The sequence below is a fragment of the Aeromonas sp. 600276 genome, assembly GCF_049175815.1.
Lineage (GTDB): Bacteria > Pseudomonadota > Gammaproteobacteria > Enterobacterales > Aeromonadaceae > Aeromonas > Aeromonas dhakensis.
This window is the reverse complement of sequence record NZ_JAAKVU010000001.1, coordinates 75168-94338: the sequence shown is the minus strand read 5'-3', so window position 1 is coordinate 94338 and position 19171 is coordinate 75168. Positions and strand designations below refer to the sequence as shown.

The window sequence follows — 19171 nt, the reverse complement described above, 5'->3', positions numbered from 1 at the left end:
AGTCGGCAGATCTACCTATTAATGGTGAGGGGGAGTGCAGGAAATCTGTGCTTCCCCTCCAATTTTTTGCATTTTCCCCCATTTTTATTCGCCGCCTGTTTATTGGCTCACAGAACCTGTGATTACAACTGTTATCAGATTGTTTTTTAGGGGGGGATCCTTTAAGGTTGGGCGCACAACAAGAAACAACCTTAAACCTACGCTTAAACATGGAGTTGATCATGAAAGTTGCCGTTCTGGGTGCCGCCGGTGGCATCGGCCAAGCCCTCGCTCTGCTGTTGAAAAACCGTCTGCCTGCTGGTTCCGAATTGAGCCTGTATGACATCGCTCCGGTGACCCCGGGCGTGGCGGTCGATCTGAGCCATATCCCGACTGACGTGAAAGTAAAAGGTTTCTGCGGTGAAGATCCGAGCCCGGCTCTGGTCGGCGCCGATGTCGTGCTGATCTCCGCCGGCGTGGCTCGCAAGCCCGGCATGGATCGTTCCGACCTGTTCAACATCAACGCCGGCATCGTCAAGAATCTGGTGGAAAAGTGCGCCGCCTCCTGCCCGAAAGCGCTGATCGGCATCATCACCAACCCGGTCAACACCACGGTCGCCATCGCCGCCGAAGTGCTGAAGAAAGCCGGTGTCTATGACAAGCGTCGCCTGTTCGGCGTCACCACCCTGGACGTGATCCGTGCCGAGACCTTCGTGGCCGACGCCAAGGGTCTGAACGTCGACAAGGTGCGCGTCAACGTGATCGGTGGCCACAGTGGCGTGACCATTCTGCCGCTGCTCTCCCAGATTGAAGGTGCCAGCTTCACCGCCGACGAAGTGGCCGCCATGACCAAGCGTATCCAGAACGCCGGTACCGAAGTGGTGGAAGCCAAGGCCGGTGGCGGTTCCGCTACCCTCTCCATGGGCCAGGCTGCCTGCCGTTTCGGTCTGTCGCTCATCAAGGGTCTGCAGGGTGAAGCCAACGTCATCGAGTGCGCCTACGTGGAAGGCGACGGCAAGCACGCCACCTTCTTCGCCCAGCCCATTCTGCTTGGCAAGAACGGCGTCGAAACCGTGCTGGACTACGGCAAGCTGAGCGCCTTTGAACAAGAGGCGATGGATGGCATGCTGGCCACCCTGAAAGCCGATATCCAGCTGGGTGTCGACTTCGTCAAGTAAGGCGTCCGGATGGACAGCAAGGGGAGCTTCGGCTCCCCTTTGTCGTTATGGGCAGGCGGTGCCGGACTAAGGGGATGCCGCCGGCTGCCGATAACAGGGTGCTGCAGGAGATCCTTATGATGAAACCCATTACCCTTGTCGGCCTGCTCTGTTTGCTGACGCCCCCATTGCTGACGGGCCAGGCGCAGGGGGCCGAGCCTTCCACCTCTGCCGCCGCCGCGACGAGCGGGGCCACGCCGGCGACCAGTGCGCCGGCGCAGCCGGAGGTTGCCGCCCAGCCCTCTGCGGCTGCCCCGTCCTCTGCTGCGGCTCCCGCACCGGCTGCCGTGCAAACTACGGCAACGCCATCCGCCAACCCCTCTGCACCGGTTGCGGCAGCGAGTGCAACACCCGCCGCTGCGCCAGCGGCAGCCCCCATTCCCGCGCCTGTCGCTGCAGAGGGCGACCGTTCGCCGAACAATCGTCCCATGACCAGCACCCCGGCCAGCGGTCTGACCGTGGACAGCGGCGCGCTGCAGGCGGTGCCGCTCTATCGCCAGGACGAGCTGCTCAACTGGATTGAGCAGGGCCGCCACCTGCAGCAGGTCAAGCAGGACAGGTGCCAGCTCACCCAGGATATTGAGGTGCGGGCCGAGGTGATGAAGATCCCCTCTTATCAGTTTCTGTGGGGGGACATGCTGGCCTGGGGGGTCTGCATCAAGCCCAATGCGGAGCTGGGGGTGAAATTTATGTGGGATGCGGCCAACCAGGGGCTGGCGCCGGCGCTGGAGCAGCTGGGTCGCTACTACTGGAAGGGCACCCTGGTGCAAAAGGACCTGCTCAAGGCCGAGACCCTGATGCGGGAGGCCGCCAGCCTGGGCTTCCAGCGGGCGCAGATCGAGTGGGTGGAGATGCTGTTGCAGGGGATGGGCAGCCCGCTCGACTATGAAGAGGCCTACCACTGGCTGCACAGCACGGTGATCGGCGACAAAGCGCTGCACCAGAAGGCGACCGGTCTGTTGAGCCGGCTCGGCAACCGGATGCCGGCCAACGCCATCGCCCGTGCCAAGGCGATGCACTGATCCAAAAAAATGACCCACGGATCTGCATCCGTGGGCCGGGAGGGGCCAGCCGCCGTGCCGTGACAGGCTGGTCCCTCATCAGGTTATAGTGATCCGCCCGCCTTACAGATCTTGGTGGGGACCAAAAACTTCGTAATGGAGCTGGCCGGCCGGAATGCCCGCCGCGATCAGCTGCTGCTTGACCGCCTGCATGAAGCCAAGAGGGCCACAGAAGTAGTAGTGGGCCTGTGGCGTGATGCGCTCCTTCACTGCACCCAGATCCATGGTGCCAGCATGATGGTACTCTTCGCCCTGCACGTCACTGGCCTGTGGCTCCCGATACCAGACCCGGCTCAGCAGATTGGCGTGCTGGCGGGATTTTTGCTGAATATCTTCCCTGAAGGCATGCACGGCGCCCTGTTCGCAGGCGTGCAGCCAGGTGATGTCGGCCTGATGGCTGCTTGCCAGCAGCTGGTTGAGCATGCTCATCATCGGCGTGACACCCACACCGGCCGAGAGCAGCACCACCGGGGTACGGTTATCGGCTCTCAGGTAGAAATCGCCGGTGGGCGGCATCAGTTCCACTTGATCGCCCTCCTGCAGATGATCGTGCAGCAGGTTGGAGACCTGGCCCTGCGGCTCGCGCTTGACGCTGATGCGGTAGTGCTGGCCGTTGGGGGCATCTGAGAGGGAGTACTGGCGGATCTCCTGATACTCGAGCTCGGGATGGACCAGCTTGATGCTGAGATACTGACCCGGCTTGAAGTCCAGCACCGGCTTGCCATCTACCGGCGCCAGCAGGAAGGAGGTGATGAGCTCGCTCTCGACCCGCTTCTCCTTGATCAGGAAGGGGCGGGGGCCTTGCCAGCCACCGATCTCGTTCGCCTTCTCCTGATAAATCTCGCTCTCGCGGCCGATGAAGATGCTGGCGAGCACGCCATACGCCTTGCCCCAGGCATCCAGCACCTCGTCGGTGACCGCACTTCCACCCAATTCTTTGAGCGTGGCCAAGAGATGACTACCTACAATGTGATATTGTTCTGGCTGGATCAGGAAACCCGTGTGTTTGTGGGCGATGCGTTCCACGGCACCGGCCAGTGCCCCCAGGTTGTCGATGTTCTTGGCGTAGGCCGCCACCGCATTGAACAGCGCCAACGGCTGACCGCCGCTGCGCTGGTGCGCCAGGTTGAAAATGTCCTTCAGCTCCGGATTATGGCTGAACATGCGTTGGTAGAAATGCTGGGTGAGCGCGGGGCCCGCCGATTCGAGCAAAGGGATGGTGCTTTTGATGACGGCGATGGTGGCTTGGTCTAACATAGGGGTTCCTTGCTAATTGAACATCTAGAATGTCACTTAATAAGCTGCATCCTAGATGTTTATTTGATCTGAATCAATAATCAATTTCCGCGTGATGCGACACAGGCACTATGAGACTAACTAGCTATACCGATTTTGGATTGAGAGCCCTGCTCTATCTGGCGACCCTGCCGGAGGGCGAATTGTCTAGCGTGGCCAAGGTCTCCGCCTTGTATGACGTCTCCCGCAACCACATGGTGAAGGTGGTGAACCAGCTGGTGAAACTGGGTTACCTGCAGTCCCAGCGCGGCAAGAATGGCGGCATTCGCATGGCCTGCGCGCCGGAGAGCATCAACATCGGTCAGGTGATCCGGGCGCTGGAAGGGAACCTGGACGGCATCGACTGCAACTCGCCGGCCTGCCACATCGTCTCTGTCTGCCTGCTGAAGGGTGCCCTGAAAGAGGCGATGAATGCGTTTCTGGCGGTGATGGACAGCTACACGCTGCAGGATCTGCTGGCCAATCGCGACGAGCTGCAGCAGGTATTCGGCGAGTTGATCCCGACCCTGGTGCTGGAGCTTGGCGACGAAGATGAGTGAGCCGGGCAACGGCCAATGACGCAATAGAAAAAGGCTGCCATCGGCAGCCTTTTTTCAATCTTCCAGTCCCGACTCGTTTCGGTACAACGCCGGCATGATCCGCGCCATCTTCACCATGTTGTTCTCCACCTCCAAGATCTCGATGGGGTAGCCGGCCAGCCGCAGGCTGATGTTGGGCTGGGGGATCTCCTCCAGATATTCGAGGATGACGCCGTTGAGGGTACGGGGCCCGTCTATGGGCAGTTGCCAGTTCATCTCCTTGTTGAGCTCGCGGATGCTGGCCGAGCCCTCCACCAGGAAGGAGCCATCCGGCTGGGGATGGATCTCGTCGCTGGGAGCCGGGGTCATGGAGGTGGTGAAGTCGCCCACTATCTCTTCCAGGATGTCGTCCAGGGTGATCAACCCCTGAATGTCGCCATACTCGTCGACGATGAGACCAATCCGCTCCTTGTTGCGCTGGAACTTGGCCAGTTGCACGTTGAGGGGCGTCCCTTCCGGAATGAAGTAAATCTCGTCCACTTCCCGCAGCAGGCTCGACTTGTTGAACTGATCCTTGGCCATCAGGCGCAGCGCGTCGCGGGCGTGCAGAAAGCCGACCACGTCGTCGATGTTGTCGCGATAGAGCAGGATCTTGGTGTGGGCGCAGTGGGCCAACTGGCGCAGTATGGTCTTCCAGTCATCGTTGATGTCGATGGCGTAGATCTCGCTGCGTGGCACCATGATGTGCTCCACCGTCATCTTGTCCAGATCCAGGATGCTGAGCAGCATCTCCTGATGGCGCTGGGGGATCAGACTGCCCGCCTCGTTGACGATGGTGCGCAGCTCCTCGGTATTGAGGGAGTCATCCTTGTTCGGATTGATCTTCAGCAGCTTGAGCAGGCCGCTGGTGATGCCATTGATCATCCAGACGAAGGGGGCAAGCGGCACCATCAATCCCTTGAGCACCCAGGAGGCGGGATAGGCGACTTTCTCCGGGAACATGGCCGCCAGGGTCTTGGGAGTCACTTCGCCAAACACCAGCACGATCAGGGTCAGGCCGAAGGTGGCGATGGCCACACCCAGATCCCCGAACAGACGAATACAGACGATGGTGGCGATGGCCGACGCCAGGATGTTGACCAGGTTGTTGCCGATCAGGATCAGCCCCAGCAGGCGGTCGGGCCGGGAGAGCAGTTTCTCCACCCGACGGGCAGCCTTGTGCTTGGTCTGGGCCAGATGCCGCAGCTTGTAGCGGTTGAGCGACATCATGCCGGTTTCAGAACTTGAGAAGAAGGCAGACATGAGGATCAAGATAACGAGAACAATCAGCAATGTACTCGTTGAGATACTGTCCAAGAAGGGCTCCTGTGGGACTGGGTGATGAAGAAGTAGTGGGCGATCAGCTCAGCAGCACTTCTTTGACGAAGCGGCTGCCGAAGTAGGCCAGGGTCAGAATGAAGCTGCCGATCAGGCTCAGGGTGATCACCTTGCGACCGCGCCAGCCACGGGTATGGTGGCCCCACAGCAGCAACACGTAGACGCACCAGGCCAGGATCGAGAGGATGGCCTTGTGGGATTTGCCCTGGGCGAACATGTCTTCGAGGAAGAAGAGGCCGGAGGCAATGGAGAGGGTCAGCAACAGGACGCCGGCCGAGATGAGCTGGAACAGCCGCTTCTCGACCGTCATCAGAGGCGGCATGGCCGGCAGCTGGCTGATCTTGCGCGTCTTCAGTTGCCGGTCCAGACAGGCAAGTTGCAGCGCAAACAGGCAGGCGATCATCAATACCGAGTAGGCCATCAGCGCGAGGCCGATATGCAGCAGCAGCTGGGGATGGGCCTCCAGGTGGGTGATGTAGCGACCGGGAATGAGGGCACTGGCGGCCAGCAACAGGGCCGAGAAGCTGTAGACCACCGGCAGCAGGATCCAGCCGTTGAAGCGGCGGGTGACGCAGGTCATGAAGCAGCTGATGATGAGACTGACCAGCGATGCCACGTTGAGCATGCTCAGATTCTGCCCGGAGTGGGTCACCAGCACCTCGCCGGAGAGGGCGGCGCCATGGGCGATCAGGGCCAGTCCGATGCAGGCAAACAGGGGGGCTTGTCCCACTGGTTTGGCACTGAGCAGCAGGTGCAGAGAGGCGATGATGGCCAGCAGATAGAACGCCAGGGCCAGAACAGAGATCACGATCATAACCGGGTCGTTGTCGAGCAAGCGATTGGGAATAGGAAGGGCAGTATACCTTGCACAAGATGTGCTCGCCAGTTGTGCTGCCGCCGATCTGCCCATATATAGGCAGCATGTTGGGTCAGCCGCACAGGGCTGGCCGCAGCCGAGTGCGGCGAATAATCGTCCTCATCGTGCGAGTGAGGTATAATGCCTCCCATTTGTTACGCCAAGAACCGGAATGCGTCATGTTTGAGAATTTGACTGAACGACTCTCGCGCACCCTGCGCAACGTCAGCGGCCGTGGCCGTCTGACCGAAGAGAACATCAAGGATACCTTGCGCGAAGTTCGCATGGCGCTGCTCGAGGCGGACGTCGCCCTGCCGGTGGTGCGTGACTTCGTGGCTCGTGTCAAGGAGCGGGCGGTGGGCCAGGAAGTGGCCAAGTCCCTGAGCCCGGGCCAGGCCTTCATCAAGATTGTGCACGGCGAACTGGTCTCCGTGATGGGGGAGGCCAACGAGCAGCTCAATCTGGCGGCCCAGCCGCCGGCCATCATCCTGATGGCGGGTCTGCAGGGTGCCGGTAAGACCACCACGGTCGGCAAGCTGGCCAAGCTGCTCAAGGAGCGCAACAAGAAGAAGGTGCTGGTGGTCAGTGCGGACGTCTACCGCCCGGCGGCCATCAAGCAGCTGGAGACCCTGGCCGGCGACATCGGCGTCGACTTCTTCCCGAGCGATGCCAGCCAGAAGCCGGTGGACATCGCCAACGCGGCCATCGATCAGGCGCGCAAGAAGTTCTATGACGTGGTGATCGTCGATACCGCCGGTCGTCTGCACGTCGATGGCGAGATGATGGAGGAGATCAAACACCTTCACGCCACCATCAAGCCGGTGGAGACCCTGTTCGTGGTGGATGCCATGACGGGTCAGGATGCCGCCAACACCGCCAAGGCGTTCAACGAGGCGTTGCCGCTCACCGGCGTGATCCTCACCAAGGCGGACGGCGATGCCCGCGGCGGCGCCGCCCTGTCGGTGCGCCACATCACCGGCAAGCCGGTCAAGTTCATCGGTATGGGCGAGAAGACCGACGCGCTGGAGCCCTTCCACCCGGATCGTCTCGCCTCCCGCATCCTCGGCATGGGCGATGTGCTCTCTCTCATCGAGGAGGTGGAGCGCACTGTCGATAAAGAGAAGGCAGCCAAGCTGGCCAGCAAGGTCAAGAGTGGCAAGGGCTTCGATCTGGAAGACTTCCGCGAGCAACTGGCCCAGATGCGCAACATGGGCGGCATGATGGGGATGCTCGACAAGCTGCCCGGCATGTCCGGCCTGCCGGACAACGTCAAGGATCAGATGGATGACAAGCTCACCGTGCGGATGGAGGCCATCATCAGCTCCATGACTCCCAAGGAGCGTGCCCATCCCGATCTTATCAAGGGCTCCCGCAAGCGCCGTATCGCCGCGGGTTCCGGCATGCAGGTGCAGGACGTCAACAAGTTGCTCAAACAGTTCACCGAGATGCAGCGCATGATGAAGAAGATGTCCGGCAAGGGCGGCATGCGCAAGATGATGAGCCAGATGAAGAACATGCTGCCTCCCGGCTTCGGTGGCGGCCGCGGTCCGTTCTGATTATTCGGGCTGACGTAGCGAGTGAGGGTCTGCCATTGGCAGACCCTTTTCATTGCGGCTCTGCGCAAAAAATGGCTGGCTTGGTTGCAATTATTACGAATCCAAGTAGAATTATGCGGCTTATTTTAAGCTAGGGTCCGCGTGTTTGCGGGCCTTGTTCATTAGATGTTAATGAGGACGATATGGTAACCATTCGTTTACAACGTGGTGGCGCGAAAAAGCGTCCGTTCTACCAGGTAGTAGTTGCTGACAGCCGTAACGCCCGCGACGGTCGTTTCATCGAGCGCGTTGGTTTCTTCAACCCGGTTGCTTCTGGTAACGCTGAAAAGCTGAACCTGGACCTGGCTCGTATCGAGCATTGGGTTGCTACTGGTGCCGCTGTTTCTGACCGCGTTGCCAAGCTGATCAAAGACGCTGCCAAAGCTGCTTAATCAGCCAAACGGTAAGGAGTTAAGGTGGAAAAACCTGTAGTTCTGGGCACCCTGGGTACCGTTTACGGCATCAAGGGCTGGCTTAAAGTGAACTCCTTCACCGATGTTGCCGAAGCGATTTTCGATTACAACCCCTGGCTGATCAATCAGAACGGGGTGTGGCGTGAAATTCAGGTTTCATCCTGGAAGCGTCACAACAAGGGTCTGATCTGCAAACTCGATGGTATCGACGTGCGCGAGGATGCCCTGGCATTGACCAATGTCGAGATTGGCGTAGCCGCCGATCTGTTGCCTGCGTTGCCTGAGGGCGAGTTCTACTGGCGTGACCTGATTGGTTGCTCGGTAGTGACCACCAAGGGATACGACATGGGCAAGGTGACCGAATTGATGGAAACCGGCTCCAACGATGTGTTGGTGGTTGAGGCAAATGTAAAAGATGCCTTTGGTGCAAAGGAGCGGTTGATTCCGTTCCTGGAAGAGCAGGTGATCAAGAATATTGATCTGACTGCTCGAACAATCGAAGTTGATTGGGATCCTGGTTTCTAGTTTCCCGCGGTAACACGAGTGCCGGAGGTTTCTTATGTGGATTGGGGTGATTAGCCTCTTCCCTGAAATGTTCCGAGCCATTACCGAGCACGGGGTAACGGGTCGGGCCGTCAAGAGTGGCCTGCTGCAGATTGAGTGCTGGAACCCCCGGGACTTTACCCACGACAAACACCGTACGGTCGATGATCGTCCTTATGGTGGTGGGCCCGGCATGCTAATGATGGTTCAGCCGCTGCGTGACGCGATTCATGCAGCCAAGCAAGCGGCGGGAGACGGGGCGAAAGTCATCTATCTCTCTCCTCAGGGGCGCAAGCTGACTCAAGCGGGCGTGACCGAGTTGGCGACGAATCAGAAACTGATTCTGGTAGCCGGTCGATACGAAGGTATCGATGAACGCGTGATACAAACCGAAGTCGACGAAGAGTGGTCTATCGGGGATTACGTGTTAAGTGGTGGCGAGTTGCCTGCCATGACCCTGATCGATGCGGTTTCGCGTCTGGTCCCAGGGGTTTTGGGTGATCAGGCCAGTGCCGAGCAGGACTCCTTTACGGACGGTCTGCTGGATCATCCCCACTATACTCGGCCGGAGGTGTTGGATGGGCTGGCGGTGCCCGAGGCGCTGACAAGCGGCAATCACGAAGTGATTCGACGCTGGCGTCTCAAGCAATCGCTCGGACGAACCTGGCAAAGAAGGCCGGAACTTATTAACAACCTAGCTCTGACTGACGAGCAAGAATCACTTCTTGCCGAGTATGTCCGCGAAGTGCGTGACAGCGTTAAGTAGAGTTTTCAGTTTATCCTAGGTAAGGAAAGACAATGAGCAAGATTATTCAGCAGCTTGAACAAGAGCAAATGCGTACCGACATCCCGGCTTTTGCCCAGGGCGACACCGTACGTGTTCAAGTTCGTGTTAAAGAAGGTGGTAAAGAGCGTCTGCAGGCTTTCGAAGGCATCGTGATTGCCAAGCGTAACCGCGGTCTGCACTCTGCTTTCACCGTTCGCAAGATCTCCAACGGCGAAGGTGTTGAGCGTGTATTCCAGACTCACTCTCCGCTGATCCACAGTGTAGAACTGAAGCGTCGTGGTGATGTTCGCCGCGCCAAACTGTACTACCTGCGCAACCTGTCCGGTAAAGCTGCTCGTATCAAAGAGAAGCTCAACTAATTCGATTCGAATTGGTGTCGATATGTCGGCGAAATGCTCGACAGGTAGTGAAAAGGCTCGCCAATGGCGAGCCTTTTTTGTATCCACTTTCGGGTGTGCCGGCTCAACCTGGCTGGCTGACCCGCACCACTGAGTTGTCTCGCCCGAAGGGGCCGGGTACGTAGTCATCCGCCGCCCAGTCGTTGTCGTAGCGGGTCTCCCCGTTCGGCTGAACCAGCTGATAGCAGTATTCGAAATGGCTGGGGCCATCGGTCGGCAGGTTGAGGGTGGTCTTGAACTCACCGCTCTTCATCCGCTTGAGCTCGATGGGTTGCCACTGGCTGAACTCTCCCAGCAACAACACCTGCTCGGCCTCTCCCGCGGCCTCTCTTTCCACCGCAAAGGTCACCTTGACCTCGGGGCGGGACTTGAGAAATTGCTTGTTGATCGGCATGACGCCTCCTTGTCCTGATTGCGAAAAATAGCGACTGTCTATTTTTATATCACTTTATGACAAGGATGTTGATAACAGAGATCAAGCGGGCAGGGCAAAGTGGCGCTGCAGCAGGCCGTGGGTGAAACCTATCTTGAGGTAAAAACCGCGGGGCAGGGTCAGGATCGGCTGGCCATTGCGACCGATGGCCCGGGTCAGCGCCTTGTTGTTGGCCGCCTTGGGACGCAGTTGCAGCACCTGGCCGTGGCGGGCGCTGATCTGCTCCACCTCTCCCAGCACTATCATGTCCATCAGCTCTTCCCAGTCCTGGCGCAGCAGCATCTCCTCCTCTTCATTCGGACTCCACAGCAGCGGCATGCCGATCCGGCGCTCGCCGATGGGGATCTCTCGGCTGCCCTCCACCGGGATCCAGAGCACGCGGGAGAGCTTGTTGCGCACGTTGGACTCCTCCCAGTGCTGGCCGCTGACACCGATCAGCGGTGCCACGCAGACGAAGGTGGTTTCCAGCGGCTTGCCCTGAGGATCGATGGGGATCGTCTTGAGCTCGATGCCGAGATCCGGGAAGTCCTGCTCCGGCTTGCTGCCGGCGCTCGCTCCCAGCTGCCACTCGATTAGCTGGCCGACCCAGCCCTTGTCCCGACGCAGATCCGCCGGCACGGCGATGTTGGCGTCGGCGGCCAGCTGGGCCAGGGTGAAGCCGGCCATGGCGTAGGCGCGGGCCAGCAGTTCCTGTTCGGAGCGGGGGTTGGCGGGCATGAGTGACTCCTGCAAAGAGGGATTATTCTAGCAACTCTGATCCTCCCTGAGGATCGCTGTTTTTATAACCGATCCTGGCAGGGGTATGCACAGGGGGGGCTGTTTTGTGTGTAAGTGTTTATCTTAATGATTTAAAAGGAATTTGTCTCCAATTTATCGATGGGCGTAGCGCTGGATCCTGACTTGAAATAGTTGTCCAAGGGTTTGCTCGCGCTGTTTCACACAGTTATCCACAGAAATCTTGGATAACTGCTTAAAAGTAGGAATAGTCACCCTGTTGTTACAAAAAAATGTGAAACGGCACCGATTTTTGCGGCGATATCGGGGCAGATAGTGTGCCACTCCTGTGGATAAAATGGCCGTGGTGGATCTTTGAACAGTCGAACTTGTTCACAATCCGGATCCCGGATCGCCGGCGGTAAAAGACATGGATCTTGATCCAGCATTCTTTGTTTAACACCATGTATTTAAATACATATTTTGTTTTCTATCACATCCTGTATGCTGTGGGGCAGTTTGGAGCAGATAAATAAAACTACTGTATATACCCGCTTGCTCACAGGCTTATGCACAGTCTGGGTGGGCAACTTGCGGGATCTGATCCTTTAATTTGTTTATAAGTTCGCTTGAAATCGAAAGTTATTCATGAATGGGGGATTGCAGTCCTTGTTTGCTGCCACGAGGTGAATGTGGAACAATCCCCTTATAGATTCAGCCTTTATAAGGTGATCACGTGATAGATGGCGACGGGTTTCGTCCCAATGTCGGAATCGTGATCTGTAACCGTGACGGACAAGTATTGTGGGCCAAGCGTTATGGGCAGCACTCCTGGCAGTTTCCGCAGGGAGGAGTTGATGACGGTGAGACGCCAGAGCAGGCCATGTATCGTGAGCTGTATGAGGAGATAGGCCTCAAGCCCGAGGATGTGACCATCATGGCGACCAGTCGCAACTGGTTGAAGTATCGCTTGCCAAAACGCCTCGTTCGTTGGGACAGTTCACCGGTCTGTATTGGCCAAAAACAAAAATGGTTCCTGCTGCAGCTGGATCCGGGCAGGGAGTCCAGGATCCAGTTCGGTTGTCATGGTCATCCGGAGTTTGATGACTGGCGTTGGGTCAGCTTCTGGTACCCGGTGCGTCAGGTGGTTTCCTTCAAGCGGGAAGTCTATCGCCGGGTGATGAAGGAGTTTGCCCCGCTGGCGATGCCGGTGCCGGCAGTGCAGGTCAACAAGAAGGATGGGCGGCGTAATCGCGCCCGCTAAGGAGCACAGATTAGTTGTTAACGGAACTCAGACGCATCGTCGAAAGCATGGCCGAAGCCAATACCCTCGAGCTGGCCTTGCAGGCATTGGTCAGCCAGACCCGGCTGGCCATGTCGGTGGACTGCTGTTCCGTTTACGTCTCCGAACCTGAAATGCGCCGCTACCGGCTGGCTGCGACCGACGGTCTGGCCGAGTCGGCGGTGGGCAAGGCCACCCTGCCGTTCGAGCAGGGTATCGTCGGCCTGGTGGGTCAGCGTGAAGAGCTGATCAACCTGGCTGATGCCCCCTCCCATCCCAGTTTCAAATTCCTGCCCGATGTGGCCGAAGAGGCGTTTCGCTCCTTCCTCGGCGCCCCCATCATGCATCAGCGCCAGGTGGTGGGTATTCTGGTGGTGCAGCAGAAGGAGAGCCGTCTCTTCGATGAGGGGGAGGAGTCCTTCATGGTCACCCTGGCGGCCCAGCTGGCGGCGCGCATCGCCCAGGCGCAGGCCAAGGGGTGGCTGCAGAAGACCGACTGGAGCAAGCCGCTGCGCGGCATTGCCGGGGCCAGCGGCATCGCCATGGCCAAGGCCTGGGTGTGGCGGCCACGCAAGGAGCTGAGCTCCATCACCCCGCGCAAAGATGAGGATCACGCCAGCCAGCTGGCGCGGCTGAACGTGGCGGTGGAAGAGGTGCGCCACGACCTGGAGAGCCTGGCCCTGCGTTTTCGCGAGAGTTACAGCCAGGACTCGGTGGCCATCTTCGACATCTATCTGCATCTGCTGGACGATCCCGGCTACATCAAGCCCATCCGCAACAAGGTGAGCAAGGAGCACTGGACGGCGGTCTCGGCGGTCAAGCTCATCAGCGATCGTCTCATCGAGCAGTTCAAGGGGATGAAGGATCCCTATCTGCAGGAGCGCTCCACCGATGTGAAGGACATCGCTCAGCGGCTCATCAGCCGGCTGGTGCAAAACGAGCCCGAGCACATCGCCATCGGCGAGCCTGTGGTGCTGGTTGCCGACGAGGTGACGGCAACCATCCTCGCCGAGGTGCCCCGCGAGTTCCTGACTGGGGTGGTGTCGCTCAAGGGGGGGACCAACTCCCACGCCGCCATCCTGGCCCGCGCCATGGGGGTGGCGGCCATCATGGGGGTGGATCTGCCGCTCGGCGACATCGGTGGTCGCATGCTGGTGGTCGACGGTTACAGCGGCGATCTCTTCATCGAGCCCAATCAGGTGATCCTGACCGAGTATCGTCAGCTGCTGAGCGAAGAGCGGGCGCTCGATACCCTGGTGCGCAGCGTTGACAACCAGCCCTCCGAGACCGCCGATGGCGTGCCTGTCTCTCTGCTGCTCAACGCCGGCCTCAGCGCCGACACCGAGATCTCTCTCAATCAGCTGGCGGACGGGGTCGGCCTCTATCGCACCGAGATCCCCTTCATGCTGCAGGACAGCTTCCCCTCCGAGTGGGAGCAGACCGCCCGTTATCGCGGCATTCTGGAGACCTATCGCAACCGGCCGGTCTGCATGCGTACCCTGGATGTGGGGGGTGACAAGCAGTTGCCCTATTTCCCCATCGTCGAGGAAAATCCCTTCCTTGGCTGGCGGGGGATCCGGCTCACCCTGGACCACCCCGAACTGTTCCTGGTGCAGCTCAAGGCGATGCTGCGAGCCAGCGAAGGACTGGACAATCTGGCCATCATGCTGCCGATGATCAGCAGCGTCAGCGAAATCAAGGCTTCCCGCCGCCTGCTGGATCAGGCCTGGCGCGAAGTGTCGGAAGAGGCGGCCAGCCGTGAGGCGGTGATCCGCTACCCGAGCCTCGGGGTGATGATCGAGGTGCCCTCCGCTCTCTACATCCTGCCCGAAATGGCCCCGCTCATCGACTTCTGGTCGGTGGGCAGCAACGACCTGACCCAGTACCTGCTGGCGGTGGATCGCAACAACGCCCGGGTCGCCAACATCTACGACGCCTTCCATCCGGCGGTGATCCGCGCCCTGCAGCTGCTGGTCGATGCCTCCCATCGCTACCACAAACCGGTCTCGGTCTGTGGCGAGCTGGCCGGTGATCCGGTCGGGGTGTTGCTGCTGCTGGCCATGGGCTATCGTCGCTTCAGCATGAACACCCACAACATCGCCCGCATCAAGTACGTACTGCGCCAGGCCAACCTGAGCGAGCTGACGGTGCTGCTGACCGACGGCCTCAAACACGACAATCCCCATGTGCTGCGTGGCCTGTTTGCCCGCTATCTGGAAGAGCACGGTCTGGGCGGTTTGCTGCGCGCCGGTCACAAAGCGAAACAGATTGATTGATAATCATGCCTTGTCCCTGCTGACGAATGATCGGAAAATGCGGCTTTTCTTATGACTGGGGCCGCTTATGCAGCACGATGGATATTGGGTTTTCTCGCAGATTGATCCCGTAGCATTCAGTTTGGGACCACTATCGGTACGCTGGTATGGTCTCATGTACTTGTTTGGCTTCGCTTTTGCCATGTGGCTGGCGGGGCGTCGCGCCGATGCGCCGAACAGCGGCTGGACCCGTAACGAGGTGTCCGACCTGCTGTTTTACGGCTTCCTCGGGGTGATCCTGGGTGGTCGGGTCGGTTACGTGCTGTTCTACAACTTCGACATGTTCCTGGCCGATCCCCTCTACTTGTTCAAGATCTGGACCGGTGGCATGTCGTTCCACGGCGGCCTGATCGGGGTCATCACCGCCATGGTCTGGTTTGCCCACAAGACCAAGCGCCACTTCTTTACCGTGGCCGATTTCGTGGCACCGCTCATTCCGTTTGGCCTCGGCGTCGGCCGCATCGGCAACTTCCTCAACGGCGAGCTATGGGGTCGGGTCACCGATGTGCCCTGGGCCATCATCTTCCCGGAGGCGGGCCCCGAGCCGCGCCATCCCTCCCAGCTCTACCAGTTTGCACTGGAAGGGGTGGTACTGTTCATCATCCTCAACCTGTTCTGGCGCAAGAACCCGCCGCGCGGCGCCATCTCCGGCATGTTCCTGCTGTTCTACGGCCTGTTCCGCTTCCTGGTGGAATTCGTGCGCCAGCCTGACAGCCAGCTGGGGCTCTACTTCAACGAGATCAGCATGGGCCAGATCCTCTCTACTCCGATGATCCTCATCGGTGCCCTGATGATCTGGGCCGCTTACAAGCGCCCGCAGCTGTTTGGCAACGCCGTGAAGGAGGCAAAACAATGAGAGCCTATCTCGACCTGATGCAGAAGATCCTGGATGAGGGGACCGTCAAGTCCGACCGTACCGGCACCGGTACCGTCTCCCTGTTCGGCCATCAGATGCGCTTCAACCTGGCCGAAGGCTTCCCGCTGGTGACCACCAAGAAGTGCCACCTGCGCTCCATCATTCACGAGCTGCTCTGGTTCCTCAACGGCGACACCAATACCGCCTATCTGAAAGAAAATGGTGTCAGTATCTGGGACGAGTGGGCCGACGAGAACGGCGATCTTGGCCCGGTCTACGGCGCCCAGTGGCGCTCCTGGCCGGCGGCTGACGGGTCTGTCATCGACCAGATCCAGAAGGCGGTGGACGACATCAAGCACAACCCGGATTCCCGTCGCATCATCGTCTCTGCCTGGAACGTGGGCGAGCTGGACAAGATGGCGCTGGCCCCCTGCCACGCCTTTTTCCAGTTCTACGTGGCGGACGGCAAACTCTCCTGCCAGCTCTATCAGCGCAGCTGTGACGTCTTCCTCGGCCTGCCGTTCAACATCGCCAGCTATGCTTTGCTGACCCACATGATGGCCCAGCAGTGCGACCTGGAGGTGGGGGACTTCGTCTGGACCGGTGGTGACGTGCACCTCTACTCCAACCACATGGAGCAGACCGCGCTGCAGCTCTCCCGCGAGCCGCGCCCGCTGCCGACCCTGCTGATCAAACGCAAGCCGGACTCCATCTTCGACTACCAGTTCGAGGATTTCGAGATCGAGGGTTACGACCCCCATCCCGGCATCAAGGCGCCCGTCGCCATCTGATGTGAAAGGCGCCCATGAGGCGCCTTTTTTATGCATAAAAACCACAGAATATTCATTCTTATGGGGGAGTTTCGAGTGATATCTGCCCGAGAGAAAACCTGCTTATAGCAGGCATGTTTGATTTTGCCTTCGGTTTTTTCGTTGTATTTCGCAGTAAGAAACGATTTTTCACGGATTGTTATCGGATATAGACTCAAATCAAAGTAAGACTGTGGATATTTTAACCATGAGCGACGTAATCAAGAAGTTCCTCAAGCTGGAGGCCGCCTCCGGAATAATTCTGATCATGGCAGCCATGCTGGCCATGATCCTGGCCAATAGCGGCCTGGCCGGCAGTTATCAGGCTTTCCTCGATACCCAGGTGCAGGTGCGCATTGCCGCCCTTGACATCAACAAGCCGCTGCTGCTCTGGATCAACGACGGCTTCATGGCTGTCTTCTTCCTGCTGGTCGGCCTCGAGGTGAAGCGCGAGATGCTGGAAGGGGCCCTCTCTTCCCGGGTGCAGGCCACCTTCCCGGCCATCGCGGCGGTGGGTGGCATGCTGGCGCCGGCCCTGATCTATGCCTTCTTCAACTACTCGGACGAAGTGGCGCGTGCCGGCTGGGCCATTCCCGCCGCTACCGACATCGCCTTTGCCCTCGGGGTGATGGCGCTGCTGGGCAAGCGGGTGCCGGTGAGCCTCAAGGTGTTTCTGCTGGCGCTGGCCATCATGGATGACCTGGGGGTCATCATCATCATCGCCCTGTTCTACACCCAGCAGTTGTCGCTGACGGCGCTGGCGATCGGCATCCTGGCGACCCTGACCCTGCTGTGGATGAATCGCCGCGGTGAGGATCGGATCAGCCTCTACATGCTGGTCGGGCTGGTGCTCTGGGTGGCGGTGCTGAAGTCGGGCGTCCATGCGACCCTGGCCGGCGTGGTGGTGGGCTTCATGATCCCGCTCAACGGCAAGCGTTATGCCTCGCCGCTCAAGCATCTGGAGCATGCCCTGCACCCCTGGAGCGCCTACCTGATCCTGCCGCTGTTCGCCTTTGCCAATGCCGGGGTGTCGCTGGAAGGGATAGGTCTCTCCTCCCTGCTGAGCCCGGTGCCCATGGGCATCATGCTGGGGCTGTTCATCGGCAAGCCGCTCGGGGTGTTCACCATCAGCTGGCTGTCGGTCAAGCTGGGCATTGCCCAACTGCCACCCGGGGTCAACTTCAGGCAGATCTTTGCGGTCAGCATTCTGTGCGGCATCGGCTTTACCATGTCGATGTTCATCGCCTCGCTGGCCTTCGAGCACGGCGGATTGGATTACGGCAGCTACTCTCGCCTCGGGATCCTGGTGGGATCCACCCTGGCGGCGATCGTCGGTTATCTCGCCCTGCGCATGGCGCTCCCGAACCGGGAGGCCGATCAAAGCACGGAGGGGTTATGAAAAGAGTAGGATGGTTGGCCATGCTGGCGCTGAGCCAGGCGGCCTGGGCCGGCAGTCTGCAGGATTGCCAGCAGGATGCAGCCTCGGCCAGCTGCTCGGCCTACCTCAGCGGCGTGGTCGACAGTGCCCTGCTGCTGGGGGACAAACAGGCCAAGGCGCAGTTTGGCGAGACCTTTGCCGAGCGGGCGCTGAGCAGCCGGGCCGGCGAGCGGGTCAAGCAGTCCAACAAGCGCTACTGCGGGGAACGGATGCCGGATCCGGCCCGCCTCAAGGCCCACCTGCAGGAGCAGTTCGGCACGAACAAGGTTGACTCGATCAGCGACATGTATGACATTCTGGCGGCTGAACTCAGTTGCTACCGGAGCCCGCGCCAGGCGGGAACCCCATCGGATGTCACACCTTAACTACAACCATCTCTATTATTTTTGGATGACCCAGAAGAAGGGCTCCGTCACGCAAGCGGCGGAAGCCCTCTTTTTGACCCCGCAGACCGTCACTGGCCAGATCAAGCTGCTGGAGCAGCGCCTTGGCGGCAAATTGCTGATAAGAAAGGGGCGCTCCCTGGAGGCGACCGAGCTGGGCCAGCTGGTATTCCGCTATGCCGATAAGATGTTCAGCCTCTCCTACGAGATGCTGGATATCGTCAATTACCGCAAGGAGAGCCAGATCCTGTTCGACGTCGGCATCGCCGACGCACTCTCCAAACGCCTCGCCAGCCGGGTGCTGCTCTCCGTCATCCCCAATGATGGCTCCATCCACCTGCGCTGCTTCGAATCGACCCACGAGTTGCTGCTGGAGCAGCTGAGCGAACACAAGCTCGACATGATCCTCTCCGACTGCCCGGTGGACTCCAGCCAGCACGCCGGCCTGCTCTCCAAGCGACTCGGTGGTTGCGGGGTCAGCTTCTTCTGCAAGGCGCCGCTACCGTCGCTGCCGTTTCCCGCCTGTCTGGAGGAGCGCAAGCTGCTGATCCCGGGCCGGCGCACCGCCATGGGTCGCCAGCTGACCCAGTGGTTCGAGCAGCAGGGGGTCTCCCCCAGCATTCTCGGTGAGTTTGACGATGCGGCCCTGATGAAGGCGTTCGGCTTCTTCAACCAGGGCATCTTCATGGCACCCACCATCTACCGGGAGGAGATCCTGGAAGGGGAGGGAGTGATGCTGCTGGGCGAGACCCAAGATCTGATGGAGGAGTACTACGTCATCTTCGCCGAGCGGATGATCCAGCACCCGGCGGTAAAACGGGTGTGCGAGAGTGATTTCTCCTTCCTGTTTGCCGGCCAGGAGGACTTTGCCATGATTCAACCGGCAACCCTGTCATTTTAA

The 19171-nt window shown here is 59.5% G+C and carries 20 protein-coding genes; 15 read left to right on the top strand and 5 right to left on the bottom strand.

Features of this window, described 5'->3' with window-relative positions:
- Window positions 1-221: 221 nt before the first annotated feature.
- Both mdh and G5134_RS00460 read left to right on the top strand, forming a co-directional pair.
- Window positions 222-1157, top strand: coding sequence for a malate dehydrogenase (mdh, locus tag G5134_RS00465; RefSeq protein WP_017780273.1), 936 nt, complete (start codon window positions 222-224; stop codon window positions 1155-1157).
- Between the two features lie 467 nt (window positions 1158-1624).
- Window positions 1625-2218, top strand: coding sequence for a tetratricopeptide repeat protein (locus tag G5134_RS00460; protein WP_005308682.1), 594 nt, complete (start codon window positions 1625-1627; stop codon window positions 2216-2218).
- 102 nt (window positions 2219-2320) lie between these two features.
- On the opposite strand, the gene hmpA is transcribed toward G5134_RS00460, so the two are convergent.
- On the bottom strand, window positions 2321-3514 hold the full coding sequence (gene hmpA / locus G5134_RS00455; protein ID WP_065018307.1) for an NO-inducible flavohemoprotein: 1194 nt from the start codon (window positions 3512-3514) through the stop codon (window positions 2321-2323).
- Between the two features lie 110 nt (window positions 3515-3624).
- Here hmpA and G5134_RS00450 point away from each other — a divergent pair, with 110 nt between their 5' ends.
- Window positions 3625-4092 (top strand): Rrf2 family transcriptional regulator, encoded by a 468-nt coding sequence (locus G5134_RS00450; protein ID WP_065018306.1) that lies wholly within the window; start codon window positions 3625-3627, stop codon window positions 4090-4092.
- A 54-nt stretch (window positions 4093-4146) separates the two neighbouring features.
- On the opposite strand, the gene G5134_RS00445 is transcribed toward G5134_RS00450, so the two are convergent.
- Both G5134_RS00445 and G5134_RS00440 read right to left on the bottom strand, forming a co-directional pair.
- Window positions 4147-5427 (bottom strand): HlyC/CorC family transporter, encoded by a 1281-nt coding sequence (locus tag G5134_RS00445; protein WP_005308688.1) that lies wholly within the window; start codon window positions 5425-5427, stop codon window positions 4147-4149.
- A 43-nt stretch (window positions 5428-5470) separates the two neighbouring features.
- Entirely contained in the window at window positions 5471-6262 is a 792-nt protein-coding gene (locus G5134_RS00440) for a cytochrome C assembly family protein (RefSeq protein WP_005308690.1), read from the bottom strand.
- Window positions 6263-6483: 221 nt separating this feature from the next.
- Here G5134_RS00440 and ffh point away from each other — a divergent pair, with 221 nt between their 5' ends.
- The 5 genes from ffh (at window position 6484) to rplS (ending at window position 10001) form a co-directional block, all read left to right on the top strand.
- Window positions 6484-7860: a signal recognition particle protein gene (gene ffh / locus G5134_RS00435; protein WP_005308693.1), complete on the top strand. Its 1377-nt coding sequence runs from the start codon at window positions 6484-6486 to the stop codon at window positions 7858-7860.
- Window positions 7861-8042: 182 nt separating this feature from the next.
- Window positions 8043-8291, top strand: a complete 249-nt coding sequence (rpsP, locus tag G5134_RS00430) for a 30S ribosomal protein S16 (protein ID WP_005308695.1) — start codon at window positions 8043-8045, stop codon at window positions 8289-8291.
- Window positions 8292-8315: 24 nt separating this feature from the next.
- Complete coding sequence (rimM, locus tag G5134_RS00425) at window positions 8316-8837, top strand: ribosome maturation factor RimM (RefSeq protein ID WP_005308697.1); 522 nt, start codon at window positions 8316-8318, stop codon at window positions 8835-8837.
- Window positions 8838-8871: 34 nt separating this feature from the next.
- On the top strand, window positions 8872-9621 hold the full coding sequence (gene trmD, locus G5134_RS00420) for a tRNA (guanosine(37)-N1)-methyltransferase TrmD (protein ID WP_005308699.1): 750 nt from the start codon (window positions 8872-8874) through the stop codon (window positions 9619-9621).
- Window positions 9622-9653: 32 nt separating this feature from the next.
- On the top strand, window positions 9654-10001 hold the full coding sequence (gene rplS / locus G5134_RS00415) for a 50S ribosomal protein L19 (RefSeq protein WP_005308701.1): 348 nt from the start codon (window positions 9654-9656) through the stop codon (window positions 9999-10001).
- A gap of 103 nt (window positions 10002-10104) precedes the next feature.
- On the opposite strand, the gene G5134_RS00410 is transcribed toward rplS, so the two are convergent.
- Window positions 10105-10434 (bottom strand): isoamylase early set domain-containing protein, encoded by a 330-nt coding sequence (locus G5134_RS00410; RefSeq protein WP_005308703.1) that lies wholly within the window; start codon window positions 10432-10434, stop codon window positions 10105-10107.
- An 81-nt stretch (window positions 10435-10515) separates the two neighbouring features.
- Window positions 10516-11190, bottom strand: coding sequence for a DNA mismatch repair endonuclease MutH (gene mutH / locus G5134_RS00405; RefSeq protein ID WP_201881980.1), 675 nt, complete (start codon window positions 11188-11190; stop codon window positions 10516-10518).
- A gap of 733 nt (window positions 11191-11923) precedes the next feature.
- On the opposite strand from mutH, the gene rppH reads away from it, so the two are divergent.
- The 7 genes from rppH (at window position 11924) to nhaR (ending at window position 19171) form a co-directional block, all read left to right on the top strand.
- Window positions 11924-12451, top strand: a complete 528-nt coding sequence (gene rppH, locus G5134_RS00400; protein WP_005308708.1) for an RNA pyrophosphohydrolase — start codon at window positions 11924-11926, stop codon at window positions 12449-12451.
- A 14-nt stretch (window positions 12452-12465) separates the two neighbouring features.
- Window positions 12466-14745 carry a phosphoenolpyruvate--protein phosphotransferase gene (gene ptsP / locus G5134_RS00395; RefSeq protein WP_065018305.1) on the top strand — a complete coding sequence of 760 codons (2280 nt, stop codon included), beginning with the start codon at window positions 12466-12468 and terminating at the stop codon, window positions 14743-14745.
- Window positions 14746-14812: 67 nt separating this feature from the next.
- The gene (lgt, locus tag G5134_RS00390) at window positions 14813-15640 is read left to right on the top strand and encodes a prolipoprotein diacylglyceryl transferase (RefSeq protein WP_017765294.1); all 828 of its coding nucleotides are present in this window, start codon (window positions 14813-14815) and stop codon (window positions 15638-15640) included.
- Window positions 15637-16431, top strand: coding sequence for a thymidylate synthase (gene thyA / locus G5134_RS00385; protein WP_017780268.1), 795 nt, complete (start codon window positions 15637-15639; stop codon window positions 16429-16431). Before lgt ends, thyA begins: the two co-directional genes overlap by 4 nt.
- Window positions 16432-16657: 226 nt before the next feature.
- The gene (nhaA, locus tag G5134_RS00380) at window positions 16658-17848 is read left to right on the top strand and encodes a Na+/H+ antiporter NhaA (protein WP_010635142.1); all 1191 of its coding nucleotides are present in this window, start codon (window positions 16658-16660) and stop codon (window positions 17846-17848) included.
- 20 nt (window positions 17849-17868) lie between these two features.
- Entirely contained in the window at window positions 17869-18252 is a 384-nt protein-coding gene (locus tag G5134_RS00375; RefSeq protein ID WP_195878703.1) for a hypothetical protein, read from the top strand.
- Window positions 18239-19171: a transcriptional activator NhaR gene (gene nhaR / locus G5134_RS00370; RefSeq protein WP_005308802.1), complete on the top strand. Its 933-nt coding sequence runs from the start codon at window positions 18239-18241 to the stop codon at window positions 19169-19171. The genes G5134_RS00375 and nhaR overlap by 14 nt, the downstream gene beginning before the upstream one ends.

Excerpts from the sequence above, each read along its gene's own strand:
- G5134_RS00440 (WP_005308690.1), bottom strand. The coding sequence starts at position 6,262 with ATGATCGTGATCTCTGTTCTGGCCCTGGCGTTCTATCTGCTGGCCATC.
- rpsP (WP_005308695.1), top strand. The coding sequence starts at position 8,043 with ATGGTAACCATTCGTTTACAACGTGGTGGCGCGAAAAAGCGTCCGTTC.
- lgt (WP_017765294.1), top strand. The coding sequence starts at position 14,813 with ATGCAGCACGATGGATATTGGGTTTTCTCGCAGATTGATCCCGTAGCA.
- ffh (WP_005308693.1), top strand. The coding sequence starts at position 6,484 with ATGTTTGAGAATTTGACTGAACGACTCTCGCGCACCCTGCGCAACGTC.
- nhaA (WP_010635142.1), top strand. The coding sequence starts at position 16,658 with ATGAGCGACGTAATCAAGAAGTTCCTCAAGCTGGAGGCCGCCTCCGGA.
- G5134_RS00410 (WP_005308703.1), bottom strand. The coding sequence starts at position 10,434 with ATGCCGATCAACAAGCAATTTCTCAAGTCCCGCCCCGAGGTCAAGGTG.
- hmpA (WP_065018307.1), bottom strand. The coding sequence starts at position 3,514 with ATGTTAGACCAAGCCACCATCGCCGTCATCAAAAGCACCATCCCTTTG.
- mutH (WP_201881980.1), bottom strand. The coding sequence starts at position 11,190 with ATGCCCGCCAACCCCCGCTCCGAACAGGAACTGCTGGCCCGCGCCTAC.
- G5134_RS00450 (WP_065018306.1), top strand. The coding sequence starts at position 3,625 with ATGAGACTAACTAGCTATACCGATTTTGGATTGAGAGCCCTGCTCTAT.
- thyA (WP_017780268.1), top strand. The coding sequence starts at position 15,637 with ATGAGAGCCTATCTCGACCTGATGCAGAAGATCCTGGATGAGGGGACC.
- rplS (WP_005308701.1), top strand. The coding sequence starts at position 9,654 with ATGAGCAAGATTATTCAGCAGCTTGAACAAGAGCAAATGCGTACCGAC.
- G5134_RS00375 (WP_195878703.1), top strand. The coding sequence starts at position 17,869 with ATGCTGGCGCTGAGCCAGGCGGCCTGGGCCGGCAGTCTGCAGGATTGC.
- mdh (WP_017780273.1), top strand. The coding sequence starts at position 222 with ATGAAAGTTGCCGTTCTGGGTGCCGCCGGTGGCATCGGCCAAGCCCTC.
- G5134_RS00460 (WP_005308682.1), top strand. The coding sequence starts at position 1,625 with ATGACCAGCACCCCGGCCAGCGGTCTGACCGTGGACAGCGGCGCGCTG.
- nhaR (WP_005308802.1), top strand. The coding sequence starts at position 18,239 with ATGTCACACCTTAACTACAACCATCTCTATTATTTTTGGATGACCCAG.
- trmD (WP_005308699.1), top strand. The coding sequence starts at position 8,872 with ATGTGGATTGGGGTGATTAGCCTCTTCCCTGAAATGTTCCGAGCCATT.